This is a genomic window from Cryobacterium sp. TMT3-29-2, from assembly GCF_004564305.1.
GTDB classification, from domain to species: Bacteria; Actinomycetota; Actinomycetes; order Actinomycetales; family Microbacteriaceae; genus Cryobacterium; species Cryobacterium sinapicolor.
This window is the reverse complement of sequence record NZ_SOGK01000091.1, coordinates 1-19,496: the sequence shown is the minus strand read 5'-3', so window position 1 is coordinate 19,496 and position 19,496 is coordinate 1. Positions and strand designations below refer to the sequence as shown.

The 19,496-nt window shown below is 62.1% G+C and carries 18 protein-coding genes; 10 read left to right on the top strand and 8 right to left on the bottom strand.

Annotation, left to right across the window (positions count from 1 at the left end; genetic code table 11):
- Window positions 1-176 precede the first annotated feature (176 nt).
- From E3O67_RS10155 to E3O67_RS10145, 3 genes are all read left to right on the top strand, one after another.
- Entirely contained in the window at window positions 177-551 is a 375-nt protein-coding gene (locus tag E3O67_RS10155) for an STAS/SEC14 domain-containing protein (protein ID WP_370260414.1), read from the top strand.
- 309 nt (window positions 552-860) lie between these two features.
- Window positions 861-2,408, top strand: coding sequence for a bifunctional diguanylate cyclase/phosphodiesterase (locus tag E3O67_RS10150; RefSeq protein ID WP_241979415.1), 1,548 nt, complete (start codon window positions 861-863; stop codon window positions 2,406-2,408).
- Between the two features lie 9 nt (window positions 2,409-2,417).
- Complete coding sequence (locus E3O67_RS10145) at window positions 2,418-3,206, top strand: class I SAM-dependent methyltransferase (protein WP_135102624.1); 789 nt, start codon at window positions 2,418-2,420, stop codon at window positions 3,204-3,206.
- 67 nt (window positions 3,207-3,273) lie between these two features.
- On the opposite strand, the gene E3O67_RS10140 is transcribed toward E3O67_RS10145, so the two are convergent.
- A complete protein-coding gene (locus tag E3O67_RS10140) occupies window positions 3,274-3,576 on the bottom strand; it encodes a putative quinol monooxygenase (protein ID WP_135102623.1) in 303 nt (100 codons plus the stop codon).
- A gap of 455 nt (window positions 3,577-4,031) precedes the next feature.
- On the bottom strand, window positions 4,032-4,727 hold the full coding sequence (locus tag E3O67_RS10135; protein WP_135102622.1) for a TetR/AcrR family transcriptional regulator C-terminal domain-containing protein: 696 nt from the start codon (window positions 4,725-4,727) through the stop codon (window positions 4,032-4,034).
- A gap of 92 nt (window positions 4,728-4,819) precedes the next feature.
- On the opposite strand from E3O67_RS10135, the gene E3O67_RS10130 reads away from it, so the two are divergent.
- From E3O67_RS10130 to E3O67_RS10110, 5 genes are all read left to right on the top strand, one after another.
- The gene (locus E3O67_RS10130; protein WP_134433345.1) at window positions 4,820-5,299 is read left to right on the top strand and encodes a DUF6326 family protein; all 480 of its coding nucleotides are present in this window, start codon (window positions 4,820-4,822) and stop codon (window positions 5,297-5,299) included.
- 800 nt (window positions 5,300-6,099) lie between these two features.
- Complete coding sequence (locus tag E3O67_RS10125; RefSeq protein WP_370260409.1) at window positions 6,100-6,981, top strand: N-acetylmannosamine-6-phosphate 2-epimerase; 882 nt, start codon at window positions 6,100-6,102, stop codon at window positions 6,979-6,981.
- 45 nt (window positions 6,982-7,026) lie between these two features.
- Window positions 7,027-8,589: a PTS transporter subunit EIIC gene (locus E3O67_RS10120; RefSeq protein WP_241979417.1), complete on the top strand. Its 1,563-nt coding sequence runs from the start codon at window positions 7,027-7,029 to the stop codon at window positions 8,587-8,589.
- 12 nt (window positions 8,590-8,601) lie between these two features.
- Window positions 8,602-9,072 (top strand): PTS glucose transporter subunit IIA, encoded by a 471-nt coding sequence (locus E3O67_RS10115; protein WP_135102620.1) that lies wholly within the window; start codon window positions 8,602-8,604, stop codon window positions 9,070-9,072.
- Window positions 9,073-9,420: 348 nt separating this feature from the next.
- Complete coding sequence (locus E3O67_RS10110) at window positions 9,421-10,290, top strand: PRD domain-containing protein (protein ID WP_135102619.1); 870 nt, start codon at window positions 9,421-9,423, stop codon at window positions 10,288-10,290.
- 252 nt (window positions 10,291-10,542) lie between these two features.
- On the opposite strand, the gene E3O67_RS10105 is transcribed toward E3O67_RS10110, so the two are convergent.
- From E3O67_RS10105 to E3O67_RS10075, 6 genes are all read right to left on the bottom strand, one after another.
- The gene (locus tag E3O67_RS10105; RefSeq protein WP_135102618.1) at window positions 10,543-10,923 is read right to left on the bottom strand and encodes a hypothetical protein; all 381 of its coding nucleotides are present in this window, start codon (window positions 10,921-10,923) and stop codon (window positions 10,543-10,545) included.
- 82 nt (window positions 10,924-11,005) lie between these two features.
- Window positions 11,006-11,704 carry a DUF4389 domain-containing protein gene (locus E3O67_RS10100; RefSeq protein WP_134428122.1) on the bottom strand — a complete coding sequence of 233 codons (699 nt, stop codon included), beginning with the start codon at window positions 11,702-11,704 and terminating at the stop codon, window positions 11,006-11,008.
- On the bottom strand, window positions 11,701-12,405 hold the full coding sequence (locus tag E3O67_RS10095) for a DUF2306 domain-containing protein (protein ID WP_134428124.1): 705 nt from the start codon (window positions 12,403-12,405) through the stop codon (window positions 11,701-11,703). The genes E3O67_RS10100 and E3O67_RS10095 overlap by 4 nt, the downstream gene beginning before the upstream one ends.
- A gap of 247 nt (window positions 12,406-12,652) precedes the next feature.
- Window positions 12,653-13,342: a hypothetical protein gene (locus tag E3O67_RS10085; protein ID WP_134428128.1), complete on the bottom strand. Its 690-nt coding sequence runs from the start codon at window positions 13,340-13,342 to the stop codon at window positions 12,653-12,655.
- A gap of 126 nt (window positions 13,343-13,468) precedes the next feature.
- The gene (locus E3O67_RS10080; RefSeq protein ID WP_134428130.1) at window positions 13,469-16,165 is read right to left on the bottom strand and encodes a LuxR C-terminal-related transcriptional regulator; all 2,697 of its coding nucleotides are present in this window, start codon (window positions 16,163-16,165) and stop codon (window positions 13,469-13,471) included.
- Between the two features lie 249 nt (window positions 16,166-16,414).
- Window positions 16,415-17,320, bottom strand: a complete 906-nt coding sequence (locus E3O67_RS10075) for a LysR family transcriptional regulator (RefSeq protein ID WP_135102617.1) — start codon at window positions 17,318-17,320, stop codon at window positions 16,415-16,417.
- A 139-nt stretch (window positions 17,321-17,459) separates the two neighbouring features.
- Between E3O67_RS10075 and E3O67_RS10070 the strand changes: the two genes are divergently transcribed.
- Together E3O67_RS10070 and E3O67_RS10065 are read left to right on the top strand one after the other, a co-directional pair.
- Window positions 17,460-18,905, top strand: coding sequence for an MFS transporter (locus E3O67_RS10070; RefSeq protein ID WP_198418971.1), 1,446 nt, complete (start codon window positions 17,460-17,462; stop codon window positions 18,903-18,905).
- A 329-nt stretch (window positions 18,906-19,234) separates the two neighbouring features.
- The coding region (locus E3O67_RS10065) for an RNA polymerase sigma factor (RefSeq protein WP_135102616.1) at window positions 19,235-19,496 on the top strand (262 nt) is incomplete at its 3' end.

The following is a 19,496-nucleotide window of genomic DNA, read 5'->3' as shown; positions in this document are numbered from 1 at the left end:
TTGGACCCGGCATTTGGATACTCGCGCTAATTGATTGCATCCTCCGGGCCTGCAGAGGCAGGAAGCGCTCTCAGCCTGCAACCCACCGTCCTCGTGACGGGAAAAATCGATGAACCGGAGTACCTTTGAGGAGCGGCTGAATGGTTCGGCGGCGTGCTCGGGGAGGACACGTGGTGGTGGATCCGGTCGCTGCAAGCGAGGCGAAGCTCAGCATTGAAATGAGTGATGCAGGGCTTCTCCATCTGCGCTGGCTGCCCGGGGTCCACGTTCAGGTCGAGGACGCTCGAGCCGCGATGGCGAAAGTCAACGAGGTCTGCCAGCAGGAAGAGCATCCCATGCTCGTTGATATGGCAGCAGTCGGTTCGGTTAGCCGTGAGGCCAGGGCTGTTTGGTCCATTCCCTGCAGCGCCTCACGCATTGCTCTGTTAGGCGAATCGCCCGTAGATCGGGTTCTGGCGAACTTCTTCCTCGGTGTGCACGTCCCGCCTTGTCCGACTCGTTTTTTTACATCGCGCAGCGAGGCCTTGGACTGGCTTAGTGCCCGTGCGTGAGCGCCGGGAAGCACTGCCTGCCGCGATGAGGGCCACACCGGGCGTCTGCCCTTTGAGCGGGGAACCGCCGGTGGCGGTGCCCGACACGTTCCGGCCAACCGGCAGTGATACTGACCGCCCGTCGGGTTGGCAGGTGCCTTCGGGTGGGTGCTCCTCTTGGTGGAGTATCGATAGCGGGCCCATATCGGAGGTTGCTGGTGACCGTAGGATTCAGGACGTGACAGATCGATTCAAGGGGACCCCGGGGCAGCTGCCAGTTCTTCAGCCGGGGTCTGCAAAGGGCCAGACTTCCCGTCGTGGATTGCACTTTTGGACGACCTGACCTCGGGAAAGGCCGCTGAGGACCCGCGCCTGCAGCAGTTGGTGGAGATCATTGTCCGGTTGGCTGCCGGAGAGCTGGACACACGCATGGAAACTTCGGAACGTAGGGATGACATCGATGCTGTCATCACGGGTGTCAACCTGCTCGCGGAGGAACTTGACCATATTTACTCGGATCTGGAACGGCGGGTTGCCGACCGTACGGCCATGTTGGGGCGAGCGCAGGCTGAGCTGGAACAGATGGCCAAGACGGATGCCCTAACAGGCCTTGCGAATAGGACCCTGCTCAACGAGCGGATACAGGAGGCAATCCTGGCCAGTGCGGACAGCGGGAAAGCCCCGGCCGTTCTGGTGCTGGATCTCGACTCTTTCAAGGCTATAAATGACACGCTGGGCCATGGTGCCGGTGACGCCGTGCTGGTCGAGGTTGCCAAGCGTCTCCGGTCCGTCGTCAGGGCCGCCGATACAGTGGCCCGTCTGGGTGGGGATGAATTTGCCATCGTCATCACCGAGGCCACGGAAGAGGAGATCCTGCAAATTGCGCACCGGGCATCCGAGCAACTGCAGGACAGCGTGCGTGTCGGAACCGAAACGGTCTGGGCAATGGCCAGCATCGGGGTTTGCATCGGCACGCCGGGATATCCGGCCGAGGCGCTGATGCGCGATGCTGACATCGCCATGTATCAGGCGAAGGAGCAAGGTCGCAACAACGTCCAGCTCTTCCACCCCGATATGCTCGACGCTGTCCGGGAACGCTCACGCATAACCGCCGAACTGCGCAGCGCTGTTGCCGGCGGCGAACTGGCACTGCGGTACCAGCCGGTGGTCGAATTGGCTTCCGGCAGGGTCATAGGCATCGAAGCCCTCCTTCGGTGGCATCATCCCGTGCGCGGAATTATTATGCCGGACAGCTTCATCCGCATCGCGGAAGAAACCGGCCTGATCCTGGAGCTGGGGCGGTGGGTGCTGCATGAAGGCGTCGCCCAGATGAGACGCTGGAGCGAAACCGCACCTGACCTGACGGACTTCCGTCTGCACATCAATCTTTCCGCCGCTGAACTGCTTCGCAGTGATCTGCTGGAGGACATCAGGGATACGTTGGACCGGCATCACGTGGCTCCGCGGCGTTTGGTTTTGGAGATCACCGAGACCGTGTTGATGTCTAGGGGAACGGCGGAAGAACAGGTCTTCAGCGGGCTGCGGGACCTGGGCGTGGGGCTGCAAATTGACGACTTCGGTACCGGCTATTCGTCCATCAGCTATCTCCGGTCGCTTCCTGCGGACACGGTGAAGGTCGACCAATCCCTGATTCAGGACATGGGCTCGGACCCGCAGCAGCTGAAATTCATTGCTGCCATTCTTCAGCTGATTTCCTCTGCGGGACTGAAAGCGATCGTGGAAGGCATTGAAACCGCCGAACAGGCGATCCAGTTGCAGGCCATGGGTTGCCTATACGGGCAAGGCTATTACTACGGCTACCCGCTGCCGCCCGAGAAGGTACTGGATCAGCTCCGGGGTCTCGCGCAGCGTCGGTAGAGTTAGGGCATGTCAAAGCTTTGGGAACAGCTGCTGCTTGTTCCAACAGTAGTACGCCTCACTTCCCGGGTACCGAGAGACCCGGCGGCCGCGTGGGATGGGTACTGGCGCGGAATTCACACCACCGGCCGTTCCGGAGATGTGCTGTGGGACTCCGGATCCCGGACCGAGCATGCGCAGTACTCCGACGCCGTAGTAGCCCACTTTGATCCGGCTCTTCCGGTGATTGACGTCGGGTGTGGCAACGGAACCTACACCCGCTGGCTTGCTGGTCTTTTTCCCAGCGTGCTCGGCATCGATGTCTCAACTGGCGCGGTCGAGTTGGCGAAGAGGGAAACTGAAGGCGTCCTGAACGCCGACTTCATGGTCATGGATGCTGCGGAAGTAGGTGCGGGAGAGCGCCTGTTGGAGCGGATAGGGCCTGCCAACGTTTTTGTCCGCGGAGTCTTTCACGTGCTGAAACCCGACAAGCAGTCCAGCTTGGCTGCCAACCTGCGAACCGTCATAGGGCGCAGCGGCCGGGTGTTCCTCGCCGAAACCAACTTCCAAGGAACCAGCCTCGCCTACCTGCAGCAGCTGGGGGCCACGCCGCGAAGCATACCCCGGCAGTTGCAGAGCGCCCTGGAAAACCTGCCCCGCCCCGGGCGTTTCGGCGCCCAGGAACGGCACAGCACATTTTCGGATTCCGACTGGCTGTTGATCGCGGACGGGCCGGTGAACATCGAAGTGGTCCCGATGAACTCCACCGGTCTTTCGCAGCAGATTCCGGGATATTTCGCTCTTCTGGCCGGCAAATAGATCCAGCGAACATCCGCCCTGAGCGTCAAACGGTGGATCGTAGAGCGTGCGCTTGGAGCGCCGCCGTTCAGTCGCGTAGTGGAGATCCGACGACGTTGAAGCGAAACCCGCCAAAAGCGCCGGACAGAAGCGGCCTTGCGGTCGCTATAGATGCTTGGACCTCGGGCAAGGCGAGCGAGGCTTGATGCGCTTCGGCGCTGTCCCATAGTTCCACGACGAACACTGTTTCGAGGTCGTCGTCGCTGACCCCTACCTCATACGCCAGGCAGCCGATCTGTTTGAGGGTGTCGCTGCGCTGAGTCAGATGAGCGACCAGCTCATCACGTTTACCGGGGACGACACCGAGTGTTCCCGCGTTTGCGAAAGTCATGGCACAACCCTACCCAGCGCCCGAGCATGCCGATGCTCTGTCTTCTGGCAACTTTCGCCGGAACCGTTTGAGGGCGTCGCTGTAGCGTCGAGGGTCAGCGCGGTTTCAGTTGTCACGAGCAGTGCGTGGCGTCCAATTTCTGGCGTGTATGAGCCTTGGCACGGCGCCGAAGTGCGTGCCGAACACCACACGGCTCCCCGCGACAAGAAGTAGGACGGCTCCCGGAGGGAACCCAATGCGGGCGCTCACTGCGCTCCCCAACCTCACAAATCTCACAGCCGCATACACGGAAATTGGGTGCAATACAGCTCTACGACTGGCGCCCCGACGCCCTTGTCATCCTCCTGCTGCGTCCACAAACCAGCCTGCGAGCCCGAATATGATGCAAGCGCCCTTAACGCGGCCACCATAGGGTATTTTCCCTGGCCAGTGTCCTACACCCGTGGCTTGTTGCGTTAGTCGGGCAAGTCCTGCGGCGGATGCGCTAAGGCTCGCGGCGCGGGGCCCGCGTCGGCGACCCGACGCTCCAGGCTCTCCAGCAACAACTCCAACCCATAATCGAACTCGTCCGCGAACGCGTAACCGCCATCGCCGAACAGCTCGGCGCGCGACCGCGCAATGTGCGGATACAGCTCCGCCGGCGCCGCGACCTTGACGGCGAACGCCTCCTCGGCGCCGCCCCCCGGTTCGAACGGCAGGCTCGTCTCGGTCAGCGCGAATCCGTACACGTAGGCGTCAATCGCCGAGAATGCATGTGTCGCAAGCGCGGCGCTGAAGCCCGACATCATCAGCACGCCAAGCAGTCGGTCGTGATGCTTCAGCAGTGCCGGGCCCGGGTTGGGTCGCGATTCCATCATTCCGAGCGCCCACGGATGAGCGGTGAGTACCGATCGTGCCGATCGTGCCCGATCGGTCAGCGCCTCGCGCCAGGTGTCGCCCACCTCGGGCATCTCGATCCTCTCGAATACCCAGTCGGCGAGGTCGTCCAGCAGCGCCTCCTTGCTAGGAACGTGATGGTAAAGGGACATCGCCTCAACGCCGAGCTCCTTCGCTACACTGCGCATGCTCACGGCCGCAACACCCGCGCGATCGGCTACTGCGGCGGCCGCGCCGACGATCCTCTCCCGGCTTAGCGGTGTGCGCAGCGTCATTCACCCATCCTTGCGCACTTACGCCCGTAAGGCTACGCTGGCGATCAATCCTTACAGTCGTAAGTTTTATCCGAAATTCTGAAAGGTCCGCCATGTCCAGAACCAGCACTATCCAAACGAACACCCCGCACTTGCTCGACAACCCGCCGATCCCCGTGCAAGCCAAGCTCGCAGCAGCCTGGACCAGTCTCATGTTCCTCGTCATCTACGTCGACTACTTCCACCTCTACCAGCCCGGCGAAATCGACGTAATCCGGGGTGGCGTCATCTTCGACTTCGACATCAGCGGGACATTGATGTCGATTTTCTTCGCGATCATCGCGATCCCGGCCCTGATGGTGATGCTCTCCATGACGCTGCCCGCCCGTGTGAACCGGGCGACGAACCTCGTTGTTGCATCGCTGTACATCCCCGTCATGGTGTTCAACGCGGCGGGGGCTTCCTTGGACTGGGCCTTCTACTACGGCCTCACCATCGGAGTCGAGGTGCTGATCCTGGCCTTCATCCTGCGCTCCGCCGGGACCTGGCCTCGAACCCCCGCCGTCCCAGTCGGACCCGCAACGACCAATTGATTTCGCCGTGTGAACGCGCCTCGGAAAGTCCTCCGGCGTGAAGCCCGCCGCCGCGGACACCGGGCCGACGATGACCAGCGCAGTCGCGGTATGCGCAGAGAACCTGCTCACGAACGGTCCGGCGTCTGCGCGGGGCCGTCCACGGAGGCAGATTCGGTGCTAACCCGCAGAAGCCCAAAAGTCTCGAGGGTGTGGTGTTTGGGAACGCCTTGTGGGCACCGACTGGCAGTGGCATCACCGTGCTGCGCACGATGACCGACAAGGGGTCCTGCTATCGGTCCCACTAGTTCAACGACATCCTCGGCGATATCCGCGGGTGGGGGCATCCGCACCACTTGATTTTCGATGCGGTCAGGGACGGTGCCGGTGAGGGGGATCGACGTGGCGCCGCCCTGGGCGGGCGGCCCGCTCAGTTACATGCAGCGCACAGCGCGCGCATCGGGCTCACGCTTGTGCCGGGGAAGAATATCGTCTACGCCCGAGCTGTCGAGCTGCTCAGCGAACGGATACGCCGCGTTGAGGCGGAGATGGAGAACCAGGGGAGGGCTCATCGGGGACGCATCTCCCAGTCGCGTCAACGGTCACACGGCTTGCATTGGAGGAGGTCATGGAACGTATGCGCACGAACAGGCTGACTAACACGGATGCTCGGAACGCTGCGCGCTCCACGGAGCTCCACATGGCAATAATGTTTGGGGGCACGTTTACTCGTCTTATCGAATTGGTTCTGCCAGAGGCCCGTCGGTAGGTTTCCGATTTCGGGCTACGATCTCGGGCACCGCCTTCATTCCTCGTCATAAATGGCCACAATTTGCTCGGGCCTTTCGACATTGTGCGACCGAAATTGGCGTGGTAGCTGTATGCTTCAAATCAGACGCGAATTTTCGCGTAAGTCATCGGGATTGTTACTTTCGGCAAAACCTGAGACGTACCTTCATGCGCCGTTATGCGCATGGGCAAATACGTCTTCTAGGGTCCGAGGAATATCCATGACAAATCCCCGTCTTATAAACCGCCTCCGTGGCGGTCTCGTTGTGTCTTGCCAGGCGCTTCCAGGCGAACCTTTGTTCGCTGCTGGAGGCGGCGTGATGCCGCTCCTCGCGATGGCCGCTGAGCAGGGAGGGGCAGTCGGGATCCGGTGCAACTCCGCGCGTGACGTCCTCGAAATCAAGGCGGCTGTGGGGCTTCCCGTGATCGGTCTCATCAAGAACCAGTACCTGCCGTACGAGCCATATATCACCGCCACCATGGCTGAAGTGCAAGCTCTTGTGGCCGTTGGTGCAGATATCGTGGCACTGGATTGCACTCTCCGTGAGCGGGTGGACAAACTCAGCCCGGCTGGCTTCATTGCTCAGATCCGGGCCGCATTCCCGAATCTTGTCCTTATGGCAGATGTCGCCACCCTCAAGGAAGGCTTGGCCGCGGCCGAGTGTGGTGTCGACTTCGTGGGGACCACGCTAAGCGGGTATACGCCCCAATCACAAGGGGCCCCCGGTCCGAACTTTTCGCTGGTCGAGCAGTTGGTGGCCAGGGCTGACGTGCCAATCATCGCTGAAGGCCGGATCCGCACCCCGCTGCAGGCCCGCCAAATGATCGATCTGGGTGCCTTCTGCGTGGTGGTCGGCGGTGCAATTACCCGTCCAATGGAAATTACTTCGGACTTCGTAACGGCTCTCGCTTAAGAGGTCGTTTTTCCCTTCACCCACGACGGAGTCGTCGTGCCCGAAATGAAAGAAGCAATAGTGTTCAAGCAACTTCAGAAGGTCGGAAAAGCATTTATGCTACCGATCGCCATCCTTCCAGCCGCCGGTCTCCTGCTCGGCATCGGCGGCGCACTGTCTAACCCGAATACTGTCAAGGCATACCCGGGATTGGACAACGCGATCCTGCAGGGAATCTTCGGCGTTATGTCCGCCGCCGGGGCGACGGTCTTCACTAACCTTGCTCTGCTTCTGTCTATTGGGCTCTGCATCGGCTTGGCGAAGCGCGACAAGGGCACCGCGGCCTTGGCCGGTATCGTGGGCTACCTGGTGATGACCGCCACCATCAAAGCGATGTTGGACATCTTCAAGCCTGGCGCCGAGCCGGTAGACACCGGCGTAGTCGGCGCTCTGGTCATCGGCGCCACGGCCGTCTGGCTGCACAACCGCTACCGCAATATCGAATTGCCGGCCGTCCTCGGCTTCTTCGGCGGATCCCGTTTTGTGCCGATCGTGACAGCGTTCGCCGCGATCTTCGTGGGAATGTTTTTCTTCCTCGCATGGCCGCCCATCCAGCAGGTGATGGTCAGCGCTGGTATGGCGATTGCGGGACTTGGGCCTGTAGGGACGTTCTTCTACGGGTTCTTTTTGCGTCTCAGTGGAGCTGTTGGCCTGCATCACATGATCTATCCCATGTTCTGGTTCACGTCACTGGGTGGAACTGAGCTGGTCAACGGAGTGTCGGTCGACGGCGCACAGAAGATTTTCTTCGCCCAGCTGGCCGATCCCAATCACGTCGGAATGTTCACCGAAGGGACCCGCTACTTTGCCGGCCGTTTCGCGACGATGATGTTCGGCCTTCCGGGAGCCTGCCTGGCAATGTGGCACTGCATCCCCAAGGGCCGCCGCGCCAAGTACACGGGCCTCTTCCTCTCCGTGGCTTTGACCTCATTCATCACGGGCATCACTGAGCCCATCGAGTTCATGTTCTTGTTCGTCGCGCCGCTGCTGTACGTGTTCCATGCCCTGCTCGATGGTGCCTCCTTCTTCATCGCTGACATCCTGAACATCAGTATTGGAAACACTTTCTCCGGCGGCGTGATCGACTTCATGCTCTTTGGCGTTCTGCAGGGCAACGACCGAACGAACTGGTTGCTCGTGCTACCTATTGGCGTGGTCTGGTTCGCCCTGTACTACTTCTCCTTCCGCTTCGCGATCAAACGGTTCCGAATCGGCACTCCCGGACACTTGGAGGACACTATCGCCAGGGATGCAGAACCGGATGTCCCGGAAGGCGCCGCCCTCGTGCCTGCTGTGGTCGGCGGCCGCACCGGCGAAAGCGCGGTTCAAATGGAAGCCGCAAGGGTCCTAGAAGCGCTTGGCGGTGCCGCCAACCTTGAAGAGGTCGACGCCTGCATCACACGCTTGCGCGTATCCGTGAAGGACCCCGCCAAGGTGGATAAAACCGCGCTGCGCAGGCTCGGAGCCACGGATGTCTTTGAAGTCCAGGGTGGCGTTCAGGCCGTCTACGGCGGCAAAGCCATCTTGTACAAGAACGCTATCAATGAGAGCCTCGGCCTCGACGATTAAAGGAGCACGGCGATGCAGAACCCATTCAAAAAAAGGGGCGAGTCCGTCTACAGCCCGGTCGCAGGGCGAATCGTTTCTCTGGATGAAGTCCCGGACCCTGTCTTCGCACGGCGCTCCGTCGGTGACGGATTCGCCATCGAGCCGACCAACGGTTCGTTCCGCAGCCCGGTGGACGGCGAGCTTGTCCTGATAGCGGAGACACGCCATGCCTACGCTGTCCGCACCGACGCTGGGGCGGAGGTCCTGGTTCATATCGGAATCGACACCGTCACTCTCAAAGGGGAAGGGTTAGTCGGGCACCGAAAGGTTGGCGAGCGGGTGGCTCGCGGAGACGTCATCATCAGCTGCGACCTCGACGACATCAAACTGAAGGTGCCCTCGATGGTCACCCCCGTCATCTTGATGAACGGCGCCAAATTTGTTATGAGCTCGCCAGACCTTGAGGCCAACGGCGAGTCCGTGATCACGGTCCGGCGGAAGTGAAAAGGTAGTCATGGAAGGAATCGCCCGCGAATCGCCCGCAGATACGGATTGTCTTTTGGCACCTACAATTGCCGGGTCGGCCGGCAAACGCGATCCGGAAACGGACTTATGTCTGTCGACGGGTTTTTCGCCCCCGGCGGCAAACGTAGATCTGGGCCGACGAGGAAAGCCACGTTTTTGGGTTTGCGAGCCCATCATGTCTCGATGCCACGAGGCGGTGCCTCAATTGCATCTGTCCGTTCATGATGTCCTGATTCGTACGAAGACTTCGGAACAGAAGGGGAACGAGCGCGACGAGGAGTCTCGCCGTCACAAACAAGACTGCCAACGTTTTCAGGAGCGCACCCGATGGAAGTGACACGATCCACGCAAGCCAGAATCAAAAGGGTATACAACAACAATGTGGTTCTCGCCATAGAATTCGACACGATAGAGGTCGTGTTACTGGGCAAAGGTATAGGGTTTCAGCGGAGTCCAGGAGAGACCATTGACACCATCGTGGCCAATCAGCGCTTCGTCGCTGACGGGGCGTACCGCGCGGCCCAGGTCGCGGGGCTGCTGAGTGAGGCACCCCTGGACCAAATCGCCTTGGCCCAGACCATCACTGAACTGGGTCATGCAGCACTCGGCCTCGAGCCCCGACAATCTCTGATGATCCCGGTCCTGGACCACCTCACCTTCGCAGTGCGTCGGGCTACTGAGGGGATTCGCATCGATTTCCCGCTCCGTTGGGAGGTGGCCCAGCTCTACCCGTCCGAAGCAGCCTTGGGGCGTCAGGTGGTGACCTTGGTGTCCGAAAGACTTGGGGTCCGACTGCAAGACGATGAGTGGGTGGCCTTCGCCCTGCACTTCGTCAACCAGCAGTGGACGAAGGGAGATTTTTCAAAGACCGTCGTCATGACCGAGACTATTGGCCGCGTATTTCTTCGTCTGGCGGAGCGGTGGGGTCAGCCAATCGACGAGAACGCGAGCAGTGCCGCACGATTTGTGACGCATCTGCGCTACGTGTTCGCCCGAGCTGCCGCCGACGAACAGCTTCACAGCTCCCATCAGGATTTGCTCGCCGCGGTACGGCAGCTCTACCCGGAAGCCGTGGATGCCGCAATCGACATCGCCCAATTGATTGGCGATGCGATTCACCGAGTAGTCTCCATCGACGAAATCTCATATCTTGCCCTACACACGGGACGCCTATACGCCGAAATAAAGGAGCGATAAACAACATTGCGTTTTTTCCCGACGCCGTCGGCCTGTGGCAGTAGTGCAGCCGAGAATCCTGGTCCCGCGCCAAAAAGAATGAAACGAGCGGATGAGCCTGGAGCCCTCATAGGACCAGCGACACCCGACGACCGACACATGACACGAGGATCAATCGGCGAGGTGCCGCACCGGCGGTAGATGGAGCCGACGGCGTGACGATGATCACATCCTTCTGGGGCGGTGGAGCGCGGACGTGTTGGCCTTCCAGGCTCAGCTGACGGCGATGAGTGTCGCGAGAATCCCCAGGGTGAGCGAGACGGGAACCATCACTCTCTTCTCTTTTGCGCTCTTCGAGGCGAGGTTCGGCAGCACGCTCAGCATCAGGTAGCCCGCGATCACCCACATGGTGATGACCGCGACGAGGGGATCGGTGAAGACGTTTGTGACGTCGACGCGCTCAAGCGCGATGAAAGCGAAGATGGCATAGGTCACCACCGCCAGCACGCTGCCGACCCGCAGACGCGGGGGGAGAACAGGGTGCTGTCCGCCCCAGGCCCAACGGCCGAAGGGAAGTCCCGCCGCCAGCAGTAGCTGGAAGGTGGCGAGGGCTGTGAGCGTTAAGACAAAGGCAATAGCGATTCCTGGTGTCATGGTGAGTCGTCCGTTCTAGTGATGGGGACATCCACGGGACTTTCGTGGCTTTTTGGTACTGGGGCGGCAACGCTTTCTCCCCTCAGCTGGGCAATATGGCTCCGGCTTCACGCTCGGCTGTGGCCGTACGCGGTTCGTTCGCACCCGTGTCGAGCCGGAACGGCGGGTACACGTCGGACATGAACGCGACGTAGGCGACGACCCGGTAGATCCAACGGTTGATGCCGATGAGCAGGTCGAACAGGGGTTGCGGGTACCGACCGGTCATGAGGAGAAATGCTCCGGCGATTACCGCGAGCACGTTGACGATTGAGAAGGCACCGCCGCTTGAACCCGTTGAGGAGGGCACAAAGGTGAGGATGTTGGCCATCACGAGGATCACGATCGCAACGTGGGGGAGGGCAAGCATCCACTTGACCACGACGAGCCCTCGAGAGAGGCGTGTCGGGTAGGCGACGTCGAAGCGGGCAGGGTATTCCGTGTCGCGCAGGGTGAACGGCGGGTAGCTGTCGGTTCCGAGGGCGGCGTAGACGTAAAACCCGACCCGCCAGTTCCACCGCAGCACCCCGACTGTGAAGTCGAAGAGCGACCGTGGGTAGCGTCCGGTGAACGCGATGACGATGCCTGACGCCAGGGTTACGAGTAGGAACGCACCGTTCAGCGCGGCCAGAATCACGAAGTGAGGGATGGCAAGCACCATCTTCACCAGCCACAACCATCGTGATGGGCTCGCATCGAACCGGCCGTGCAGCTGCACTGGTGATGTAATTTGGGTCGTCATGCTGTGATTCCTGTCAGGTTGGTTGAGTGTTTATGCGTCCCTGCCGAGCGGTCTAGCAGTCGCCGCGCCCTGCTCCGGATGACCGCCTCGGCAACAGCGAGGTTGATGACCCAGGCCGCTCCCATGAGGACGGTCCTCGAGAGCTCGTGGGTTGATCCGAAGATGATCGAGCCGGGGATGAGTACGATCGCCTGAGTTCCGGCGCCCATGCCGATCGCGTACGCCCGTGTCATCCAGTCGCCGTGCGCACTAAATTTGCGCCGTACAATGCCTCGAATGCCGAGCAGGATGCTCGCGACCATCGCGAACCCGAAGAGCAGGCGGAGAGCTTCCAGCACGTCGCCATCTCCGAGGGGGTGCGGGTAGAAGGCCGCCATCCAGATGCCGGATAGTGCTGTCAGCAGTCCGGTCGGGATGAGGACGCGGCCCGCCGCCCGGTGCCATCGGTTGGTGCGGCGTCGTCGTGCCGGAACGAACTGAAAAGCCCCGAGCAGGCTGAAGACGGTGACGCTAATGATGTGGATCAGGACGGGAATGGGGGAGTCAAGGAATCGTTCGTTGTGCACAGTCGGCGCGGCTCCGCCGGTCAGCTCGCCGAGCCGGACGGCACCGGCAAGCATGGGGATGAGGCTGAGAAGAATGAGTCCAGCGAGTGTGAGCCATGATTTTGACGCCCGGGTTGTGGCGATGTCAGCGGTCATGTTCTGTTCTCCTCCCTGGATAGATGGGTGGCGTCGCTGGCGGGCGCGTCGTCGTGCAGGATGCTGACCGAGATGAGGGGCACTCCCAGGTCATTCACGCGCCGAATCAATCCGTGCAGGGCGGCTTGATCGATGACGGGCCCGGTGAGGGTGGTGCATCCATCTGAATCGGTTATGAGAGTGAGGCCCTCGAACCATTCGCTCCACCTCGAGTCAAGCTGCCCTCCAAGGCGGATTTCGTACCGGCTCATTTCACCGCGCTGTCGAGGTGGGCCTCGTTGGCGTTCACCCGTCGCGCCGCAGTGTTCAGGCGCTGGTCGGAGAAAAGGGAGAAGCCGAGCCAAACCAGGGCGAGGCCCATGGGAACGGCGGCCATGCGTTCGAGCGCGTGGGGCAGCAGCGCACCGGCGATGGGGGTCGCGGCAGCGGCGGCGATCAGTAGGATGCCCGCTCCGCGCGATAGCAACCGGGCCCGGATGACGGCGATTCCGAAGAGCAGCGCGCCACCGATGTACAGGAGTGCGCCGACCTGCGGAAGAGCAGCGAGCGGCCCGAGGTCGGTCACGGCCGCGTACCGTCCGAACAGGCCGACGAAGTCCATGGAAATCTGGGGGGCGTCGGATACGAAGAGGGGGGCGATGAACGCTTCAGCGAAGTTGAAGGCGGACTGCAGGATGAAGAAGAAGCCAAACATCAGATACCCAATGAGCCCCAGGATCCCGAATTGCCGCACCTGCCTGAGATAGATGCCGGTAATTCCGACGAGAGCCAGCACCGCTTCGGAGAAGCTCAGGATATGCACGACCACCCACCGCTGCGTCGACAGTGAGGCGACGGCGTCGGCAGGGTGGATGAACTGGATGACGATGTAGGCCAATCCCGCGAGGGCGGCGGCGACCGCGGCCCCGCGGGTAAGGGTGGATGTCGAGATGCTCAAGGTGCGCTCCCTGTGTTTCGGTTGCCCGGACGGTTTTCCGGGCACATCCGAAAACTACGGAGCGATGTGGTGACGCGACATCACCACATCCGTGGATCGCATGGTGATTGTTGTGGAACGGGGTACCTAGATCAGGCCCCACGATTCGGCGCGGCGGACGGCGGCCGGGCGACTGCTCACGCCGAGTTTGAGGAAGATGTGTCTGGTGTGGGTCCGCATGGTGTTGAGCGAGACGTAGAGCTCGCGGGCGATCTCCGGGCCGGACAGTTCCGTGGCCAGGAGTCGGAGCACGTGCAGTTCGCGCTCGCTCAGCGTCTCGATCGGCGCACCCGGAGCGTAGGCGCCCGCGGTGTCGCGCAGGGCCTGGCTGAGTTGACGCACGAAGTCCGGGCGGATGCCCGCACCGGCGGCTGTGCGGAGGAGCGCTAGCATCGGTGCGCCCTCGTCGACGAAAAGACGGACATGGCCCTCCGGCTCGGCCCACGCGAGGGCGCGAGCCAGCGGGACGAGCGCGCGGGTTGCCTCACCCTGCGCCCCGAATGCGATTGCCTGCAGCACCAGGATTTCGCTGGCGCTCCCCATCCGCCCGCCCGCCTCGGCTGCGCGGAGCAGTCGATCGAGCAGCGCCTTCGCGTCGTTGAGGGATTCGCCCAGGGGGTCAGCGCGGTGCTCCGCGATGAGCAGCCGGGTGAGGGTTATGTGTCCGAATTCTTGGGCGTAGTCCGCGGTGTCGGCGGGCGTGAGCCTCAGCTCCTCCACCCACGCCCGTGCCTCGGGAAGGCGCCCCAGTGCGATCCACATGCGCGCCTTCATGCCCGCAATCGGGCGGACCTCGGGCAAGAATCCACTGCGGTAGTGCTGACCTGCCTGATCAAGTGACGCGAGCGCGAGATCCGGCTCGCCCTCGGCTTCGTGCACTCTCGCCATCGCCACGAACCACCGGTATCGATGCTCGTGCGAGAGGGCGCGCTCGCCGAGCTTGTGGCTTGCCTCGAGATGCTTCTTGGCGAGTGTGAGTTCATTGCGATCCCGTAGCAGGTCGCTGATGCCCGCGTGAAGGTCGGCCGTTGGCTGGCCGTCGTTGCCATGCGCGATGGACTGCTGAAGCGCATCCGCATAGTTTTTCTCGGCTTCCCGAAGCCTCCCGAGTGGCCTCAGCATGTCGGCGACCACCATGGTCGTGCTCAACGCGTCGGTCACATTGCCCGCCAAACGGAGGTTGTTCGCGGAGCCCCGGAACGTGGTCACGCCCGACTCGAGGTCCCCGCCGGCCCAGGATGCGAGGCCCAGCAGGCCTGCCGCGGCGCCTAGCCCCAGATGATCATCAGGTCTTGCGGTGTCGAACGCGCGCTGGGCATGGAGCCTGACCCCTGGCAGGTCTCCCGTGGCCAGAGCGAGGGACGCACGGTACAGCTCGATCGTGACGGGCAGGGTCTGGAGCTCCTCGCCCGGCTCGGAATCGTGCGCGGGCGCCCCGTCTTCGCTGCCGGCACCGAGGAGGTGTTCGGCCTCGGTCAGCTGGCGATCCGCGGAGGAATTGTCACCGGAAAGGAGTGAGGACCACGCGGAGAAAACCCGAAGCACTGGTCTGCGTTTCTTTGCATCATCCGGCAGCGTCGCAAGCCAGCCGAGGAGAGTCGCATCCTGTCTGCTTCTACGGACGGCGGGAATGGTGGCTTCGATCACACGCGCGGCCCGCGGGAAGTCTGCGGCCTCGAACGCGTGCTTGACCGCGTCGTCGGGAAAGTCATTCTTCTCGAACCACTCGCTAGCGAGGCGATGGAGTGCCGCCACATGCTCGGTGCCGTGCATGAGCAGCCTGGATCGGAGGACGTCCGCAAAGAGGTGGTGGTATCGGTACCACCGCCGCGTGTCATCCAGGGGAACGATGAATAGATTTGCCCGCTCCAGCGACTGCAGCATAAGGGCGCTGTCCGTGCGCCCGGTCACGGCGTCGCAGAGTGGGCCACTGAGTCGGTCAAGAATTGCGGTCTGGCAGAGGAATTCTCGGATGTGCAGTGGTGCCTGGTGGAGTACCTCTTCGATGAGGTAGTCGATGACGAACCGGTTGCTGCCGGTGAAGGCGTCTATGAAGGCGGGGATGTCTGCGGTCTCGCGCATGGAAAGCGCGGCAAGTTGAAGGCCCGCGATCCAGCCTTCGGTGCGGGTCTCGAGGGCTGCGACGTCCTCTCGTGTGAGCGCCAAGCCTGTCGAGTGCTTGAGGAACGCGGCCGCTTCATCGGGCGTGAAGCGCAGGTCGGCTGCGCGCAATTCCGTCAGGTCACCGCTCGCTCGCAGGCGCGCCAGGGGAAGAAGTGGGTCGGAGCGGCTCGCTATGGCAAGGTGCATCGTGGGAGGCAGATGGTCGAGGAGGAACGCTACGGCATCCCGGACGGATGGGTCCTCGATGAGTTGGAAGTCATCCAGAAACAGGATCGTCGGCTGTGTGTTCCGCGACATCCTATTGATGAGTGACGTGAGGGTCACTTCAGTGGACAGGCGCGGGTCGTGATCCGCCGGGCCGCCATCGGGGTAGGCCCGGTCGAGAGCCGCAGCCAGGTAGATGAGGAATCGGGCGGGGTCGTTATCGCTTTGCTCCAGGGACACCCAGGCAATTCGGACGGTCGGATCAAGCTGACGGGTCTGCGCAACCCACTCGACAAACAGTGTGGTCTTGCCAAACCCGGCCGGTGCGGAGACGAGGCTCAATCGTCGTCCCGCTCGGATTCCAGCAGTCAGCTGGTCGACGAGACGTGGACGGACGATGCTTTGGGAGCGCGGCGGCGGGACGAAGAGCTTTGTCGCCAGAACCACCATCGTCATTGTTTCATCCTAAGGAGGCACGGAGCGGGCGACCAGCACCCATCACCAGATGGCCACCGCGGCCAGTCATCAGCAGGCGGGCGCGACTATCCCAGAGGCGAGGGGCTCAGCTGAGAACAGCGTTGTCATCAGGCTCCACGACGGGCGCAACGTTCGTGGTCGGCGGGTCCTACCTACAATCCGGCTCGAACGGGGAGACGTGCCTACCCGGAGTTTGGCGCGTCGGCAGCGGTCAGCGGCATTGTGGGCTTAGCCGGGGCCGTCGATCTCCGCGCACGCGCTTCGCATGCAGGCCCGGAGCCATCGATGTGCTGGGTCTACGTGCAGCCTCGGGTGCCAGAGCATCGAAACCGTGATTTCTGGTGTGGGGATCGGGAGTAGGAACATGGACAGGTCGGCGCGCAGGTTCCTGGTGTGCCGCTCGGGAACCGTTGCGATCAGATCTGACCCACGGGCCAGGGCCAGTGCCGCTGCAAAGCCGCCGACGACGACGGTGATCTCTCGTTCCAGTCCGTACGGCTTGAGTGCTTCATCGACAGCCCCCCTTTCGCGACCTCGCCGTGAGACGCGGATGTGGCCACCGGACGCATATTGTTTGGGAGTGATTTTGCTTTGCATCAGAGGATGCCCCGTGCGGACGACGCCCACAAAGCGGTCCTTGAACAATGACTCAGCATGAAGCTCATCCCTCATGATCTGGTCTGCCACTCCGATTTCAAGGTCGACGGTACCGTCTCGCAGGGAAGCGGTCTCCTTGTCAACCTTCTGCATGAAGCGCAGCCGTACGCCCGGAGCCTTGTCGATGACACGGCGCATAAGGTCGGGGCCAAAGCTCTCGACGAAACCATCACTGGTCCGCAGGGTGAAAGTTCCGGACAGAGCACCGAGGTCGACCGTTTCAGGTGGGCCCAATAAGGCCTCAGCCTCACGCACAAGCTCCCCTACACGCTCGCCCAACTCCAGCGCGTGGGGCGTGCGCACCAGCCCACGCCCGGCCCTGACCAACAAGGGATCGCCTGTTGTCTTGCGCAATCGGGCAAGCGCTCTGCTCATCGCTGAGGGGCTGAGTCTAAGCCGTTCGGCCGCCCGGGTGACATTACCCTCCTGAAGCAGCACGTCCAGGGTAACCAAGAGATTCAAGTCTGGTCTTGCCATAGGACAAGTCTCCCATGGAAGGGCCAACTATGGCGTCAGACACATTAGTCAATTGCTTATTTTGCGTCTTCCGCCATACTCACGGGCGGCCCTACTCTGATGGAGTCCATCCAGAGTGTGCAGGGAAGCAGAGTTCACAGTGACAACCACGAGCGTCAATCAAGACAAGCCACTGCCCGGAAAACCGAGCGTAGCGCCGGCGTTTCGGTGGGCGATTCTCACCCTCTCGCTCTCCATGTTGCTACCCGCGCTGAGCACAAGCATCGTCAATGTAGCCCTGCCGAGCCTGGCGGAGGGGTTCTCTGCATCCTTCCAGCAAGTCCAATGGATTGTCCTGGCCTACCTTCTTGCCATATCCACCCTGATCGTCGGCGTCGGACGCCTCGGAGACATAGCAGGACGTCGACGCCTTTTACTGGCAGGGATCGCTGTCTTCACAGCGGCCACGTTCCTCTCCGGAGTGGCGCCGACCTTGTGGCTCCTCATTGCTGCCCGCGCAGCTCAGGGTCTCGGCGCAGCCAGCATGATGGCGCTCAGTATGGCGTTCGTAGCTGAGACGGTCCCACCGTCCCGGATCGGGAGGGCCATGGGGTTGTTGGGGACAATGTCGGCGGTCGGCACCGCCCTCGGGCCGTCGCTCGGCGGCGTCTTGATCGCCGGCTTCGGCTGGAGAGCAATCTTCTTCGTCACTGCGCCGCTGGGCCTCCTGACCTTCGTTCTTGCGCGACGGTACCTGCCAGCTGACGGCCCAACACAAAAGGTAGGGCGGCTCGGCTTCGATTATGTGGGGATGTTGCTGCTCGCCCTCACGCTCGGGGCATATTTGCTCGCCGTGACCCTCGAGCACGGTGTTTTCGGAACATTGAGTCTGGTTTTGATGCTGGCTGCCGTGGTGGGGTTGGGCCTGTTTGTGCTCGTCGAGAGGCGAGTGACGTCACCGTTGGTGCGCCTGGCGAACTTCCGTAAACCCGTACTCAGCGCCGGCCTTGCGATGAGCGCGTTGGTCTCGACCGTGATGATGACAACACTTGTGGTGGGTCCATTCCATCTCTCTCGTGCGCTCGGGATCCAGACTGCACTGATCGGACTCGTGATGTCGGCCGGTCCCGTCGTCGCCGCATTAACCGGCGTCCCGGCCGGGCGGATGGTAGATCGTCTGGGCGCCCAGCGTGTGGTCTTTGTCGGGTTGATCGGCATGGTGGTTGGGTCGATTTCGATGTCTTTGGTACCGGTATCGTTCGGAATCGCGGGGTACGTCACCTCTCTCGTTGTCATCACTGCCAGCTATGCGCTGTTTCAGACGGCCAACAACACCACCGTCATGACCGGCATCCGCGCTGACCAGCGCGGTGTGATCTCCGGCATGCTCAACCTGTCGCGCAATCTCGGCCTTCTCACCGGTGCATCTGTGATGGGCGCGGTTTTCGCCTTCGCATCAGGGGCAACGGATATCACCACTGCGGCTTCAGAGGATGTCGCCACTGGTACACGTTGGGCGTTTGCGGTCGCAGCGACGCTCATCACGGTTGCGCTTGGCGTCGCTATCGGGAGCAGGAATCGTTTGTCTGCGGACCGGGACGAATAGAGGTCCGCGGTCAGCCCCGCCGGTCGCGTGTGACGCGGGGTTTTTGTCCTTGTCTGCCCGCACTACGCCGGCCGGCCGGGTAGGCGCCGGGGTTGTGCGATTTGCTGTCGCGTTGGCGAATCGTATAGATAACGGGTTCCCCGTGGACCTTGATGTTGTCGCTGATGCAGGCAGTGATTGTGCGGAGGGTGAAGTCTGTCAGCAGGACGGCGACACGATCTCCGCAAATTCGGGGGTGCTGCGTGCAAGACTTACGGCGGAAGCGACATATTCATTGTGTGAGCATCGCCAACACCCCAGCCAGCGCCGACGTAAGTGAGGGAGAGGCGATGCCTGACAGCGCGGGCCCGGCCGAGACGGCGGCCGATGTCGACTGGTTCACCGTGATCGTCCGGGAGCACTCGACTGCGCTCGTGCGCTACTTCGCCCGACGCGGACCGCGTCAGGATGCCGAGGACCTGGCCGCTGAGGTCTTCGCGACAGCTTGGCGGCGCCGCGACGACCTGCCACGGGAGGCGGTGCTGCCGTGGCTGTATCGCACGGCGGGATTCACCCTCGCGAATTCGCGCAGGAAGCATATCGATCTCCCCG

Excerpts from the sequence above, each read along its gene's own strand:
- E3O67_RS10100 (WP_134428122.1), bottom strand. The coding sequence starts at position 11,704 with ATGACGACCCAAATTACATCACCAGTGCAGCTGCACGGCCGGTTCGAT.
- E3O67_RS10130 (WP_134433345.1), top strand. The coding sequence starts at position 4,820 with ATGTCCAGAACCAGCACTATCCAAACGAACACCCCGCACTTGCTCGAC.
- E3O67_RS10080 (WP_134428130.1), bottom strand. The coding sequence starts at position 16,165 with ATGACGATGGTGGTTCTGGCGACAAAGCTCTTCGTCCCGCCGCCGCGC.
- E3O67_RS10135 (WP_135102622.1), bottom strand. The coding sequence starts at position 4,727 with ATGACGCTGCGCACACCGCTAAGCCGGGAGAGGATCGTCGGCGCGGCC.
- E3O67_RS10110 (WP_135102619.1), top strand. The coding sequence starts at position 9,421 with ATGGAAGTGACACGATCCACGCAAGCCAGAATCAAAAGGGTATACAAC.
- E3O67_RS10125 (WP_370260409.1), top strand. The coding sequence starts at position 6,100 with ATGGCCACAATTTGCTCGGGCCTTTCGACATTGTGCGACCGAAATTGG.
- E3O67_RS10075 (WP_135102617.1), bottom strand. The coding sequence starts at position 17,320 with ATGGCAAGACCAGACTTGAATCTCTTGGTTACCCTGGACGTGCTGCTT.
- E3O67_RS10140 (WP_135102623.1), bottom strand. The coding sequence starts at position 3,576 with ATGACTTTCGCAAACGCGGGAACACTCGGTGTCGTCCCCGGTAAACGT.
- E3O67_RS10120 (WP_241979417.1), top strand. The coding sequence starts at position 7,027 with ATGAAAGAAGCAATAGTGTTCAAGCAACTTCAGAAGGTCGGAAAAGCA.
- E3O67_RS10095 (WP_134428124.1), bottom strand. The coding sequence starts at position 12,405 with ATGACCGCTGACATCGCCACAACCCGGGCGTCAAAATCATGGCTCACA.
- E3O67_RS10105 (WP_135102618.1), bottom strand. The coding sequence starts at position 10,923 with ATGACACCAGGAATCGCTATTGCCTTTGTCTTAACGCTCACAGCCCTC.
- E3O67_RS10115 (WP_135102620.1), top strand. The coding sequence starts at position 8,602 with ATGCAGAACCCATTCAAAAAAAGGGGCGAGTCCGTCTACAGCCCGGTC.
- E3O67_RS10145 (WP_135102624.1), top strand. The coding sequence starts at position 2,418 with ATGTCAAAGCTTTGGGAACAGCTGCTGCTTGTTCCAACAGTAGTACGC.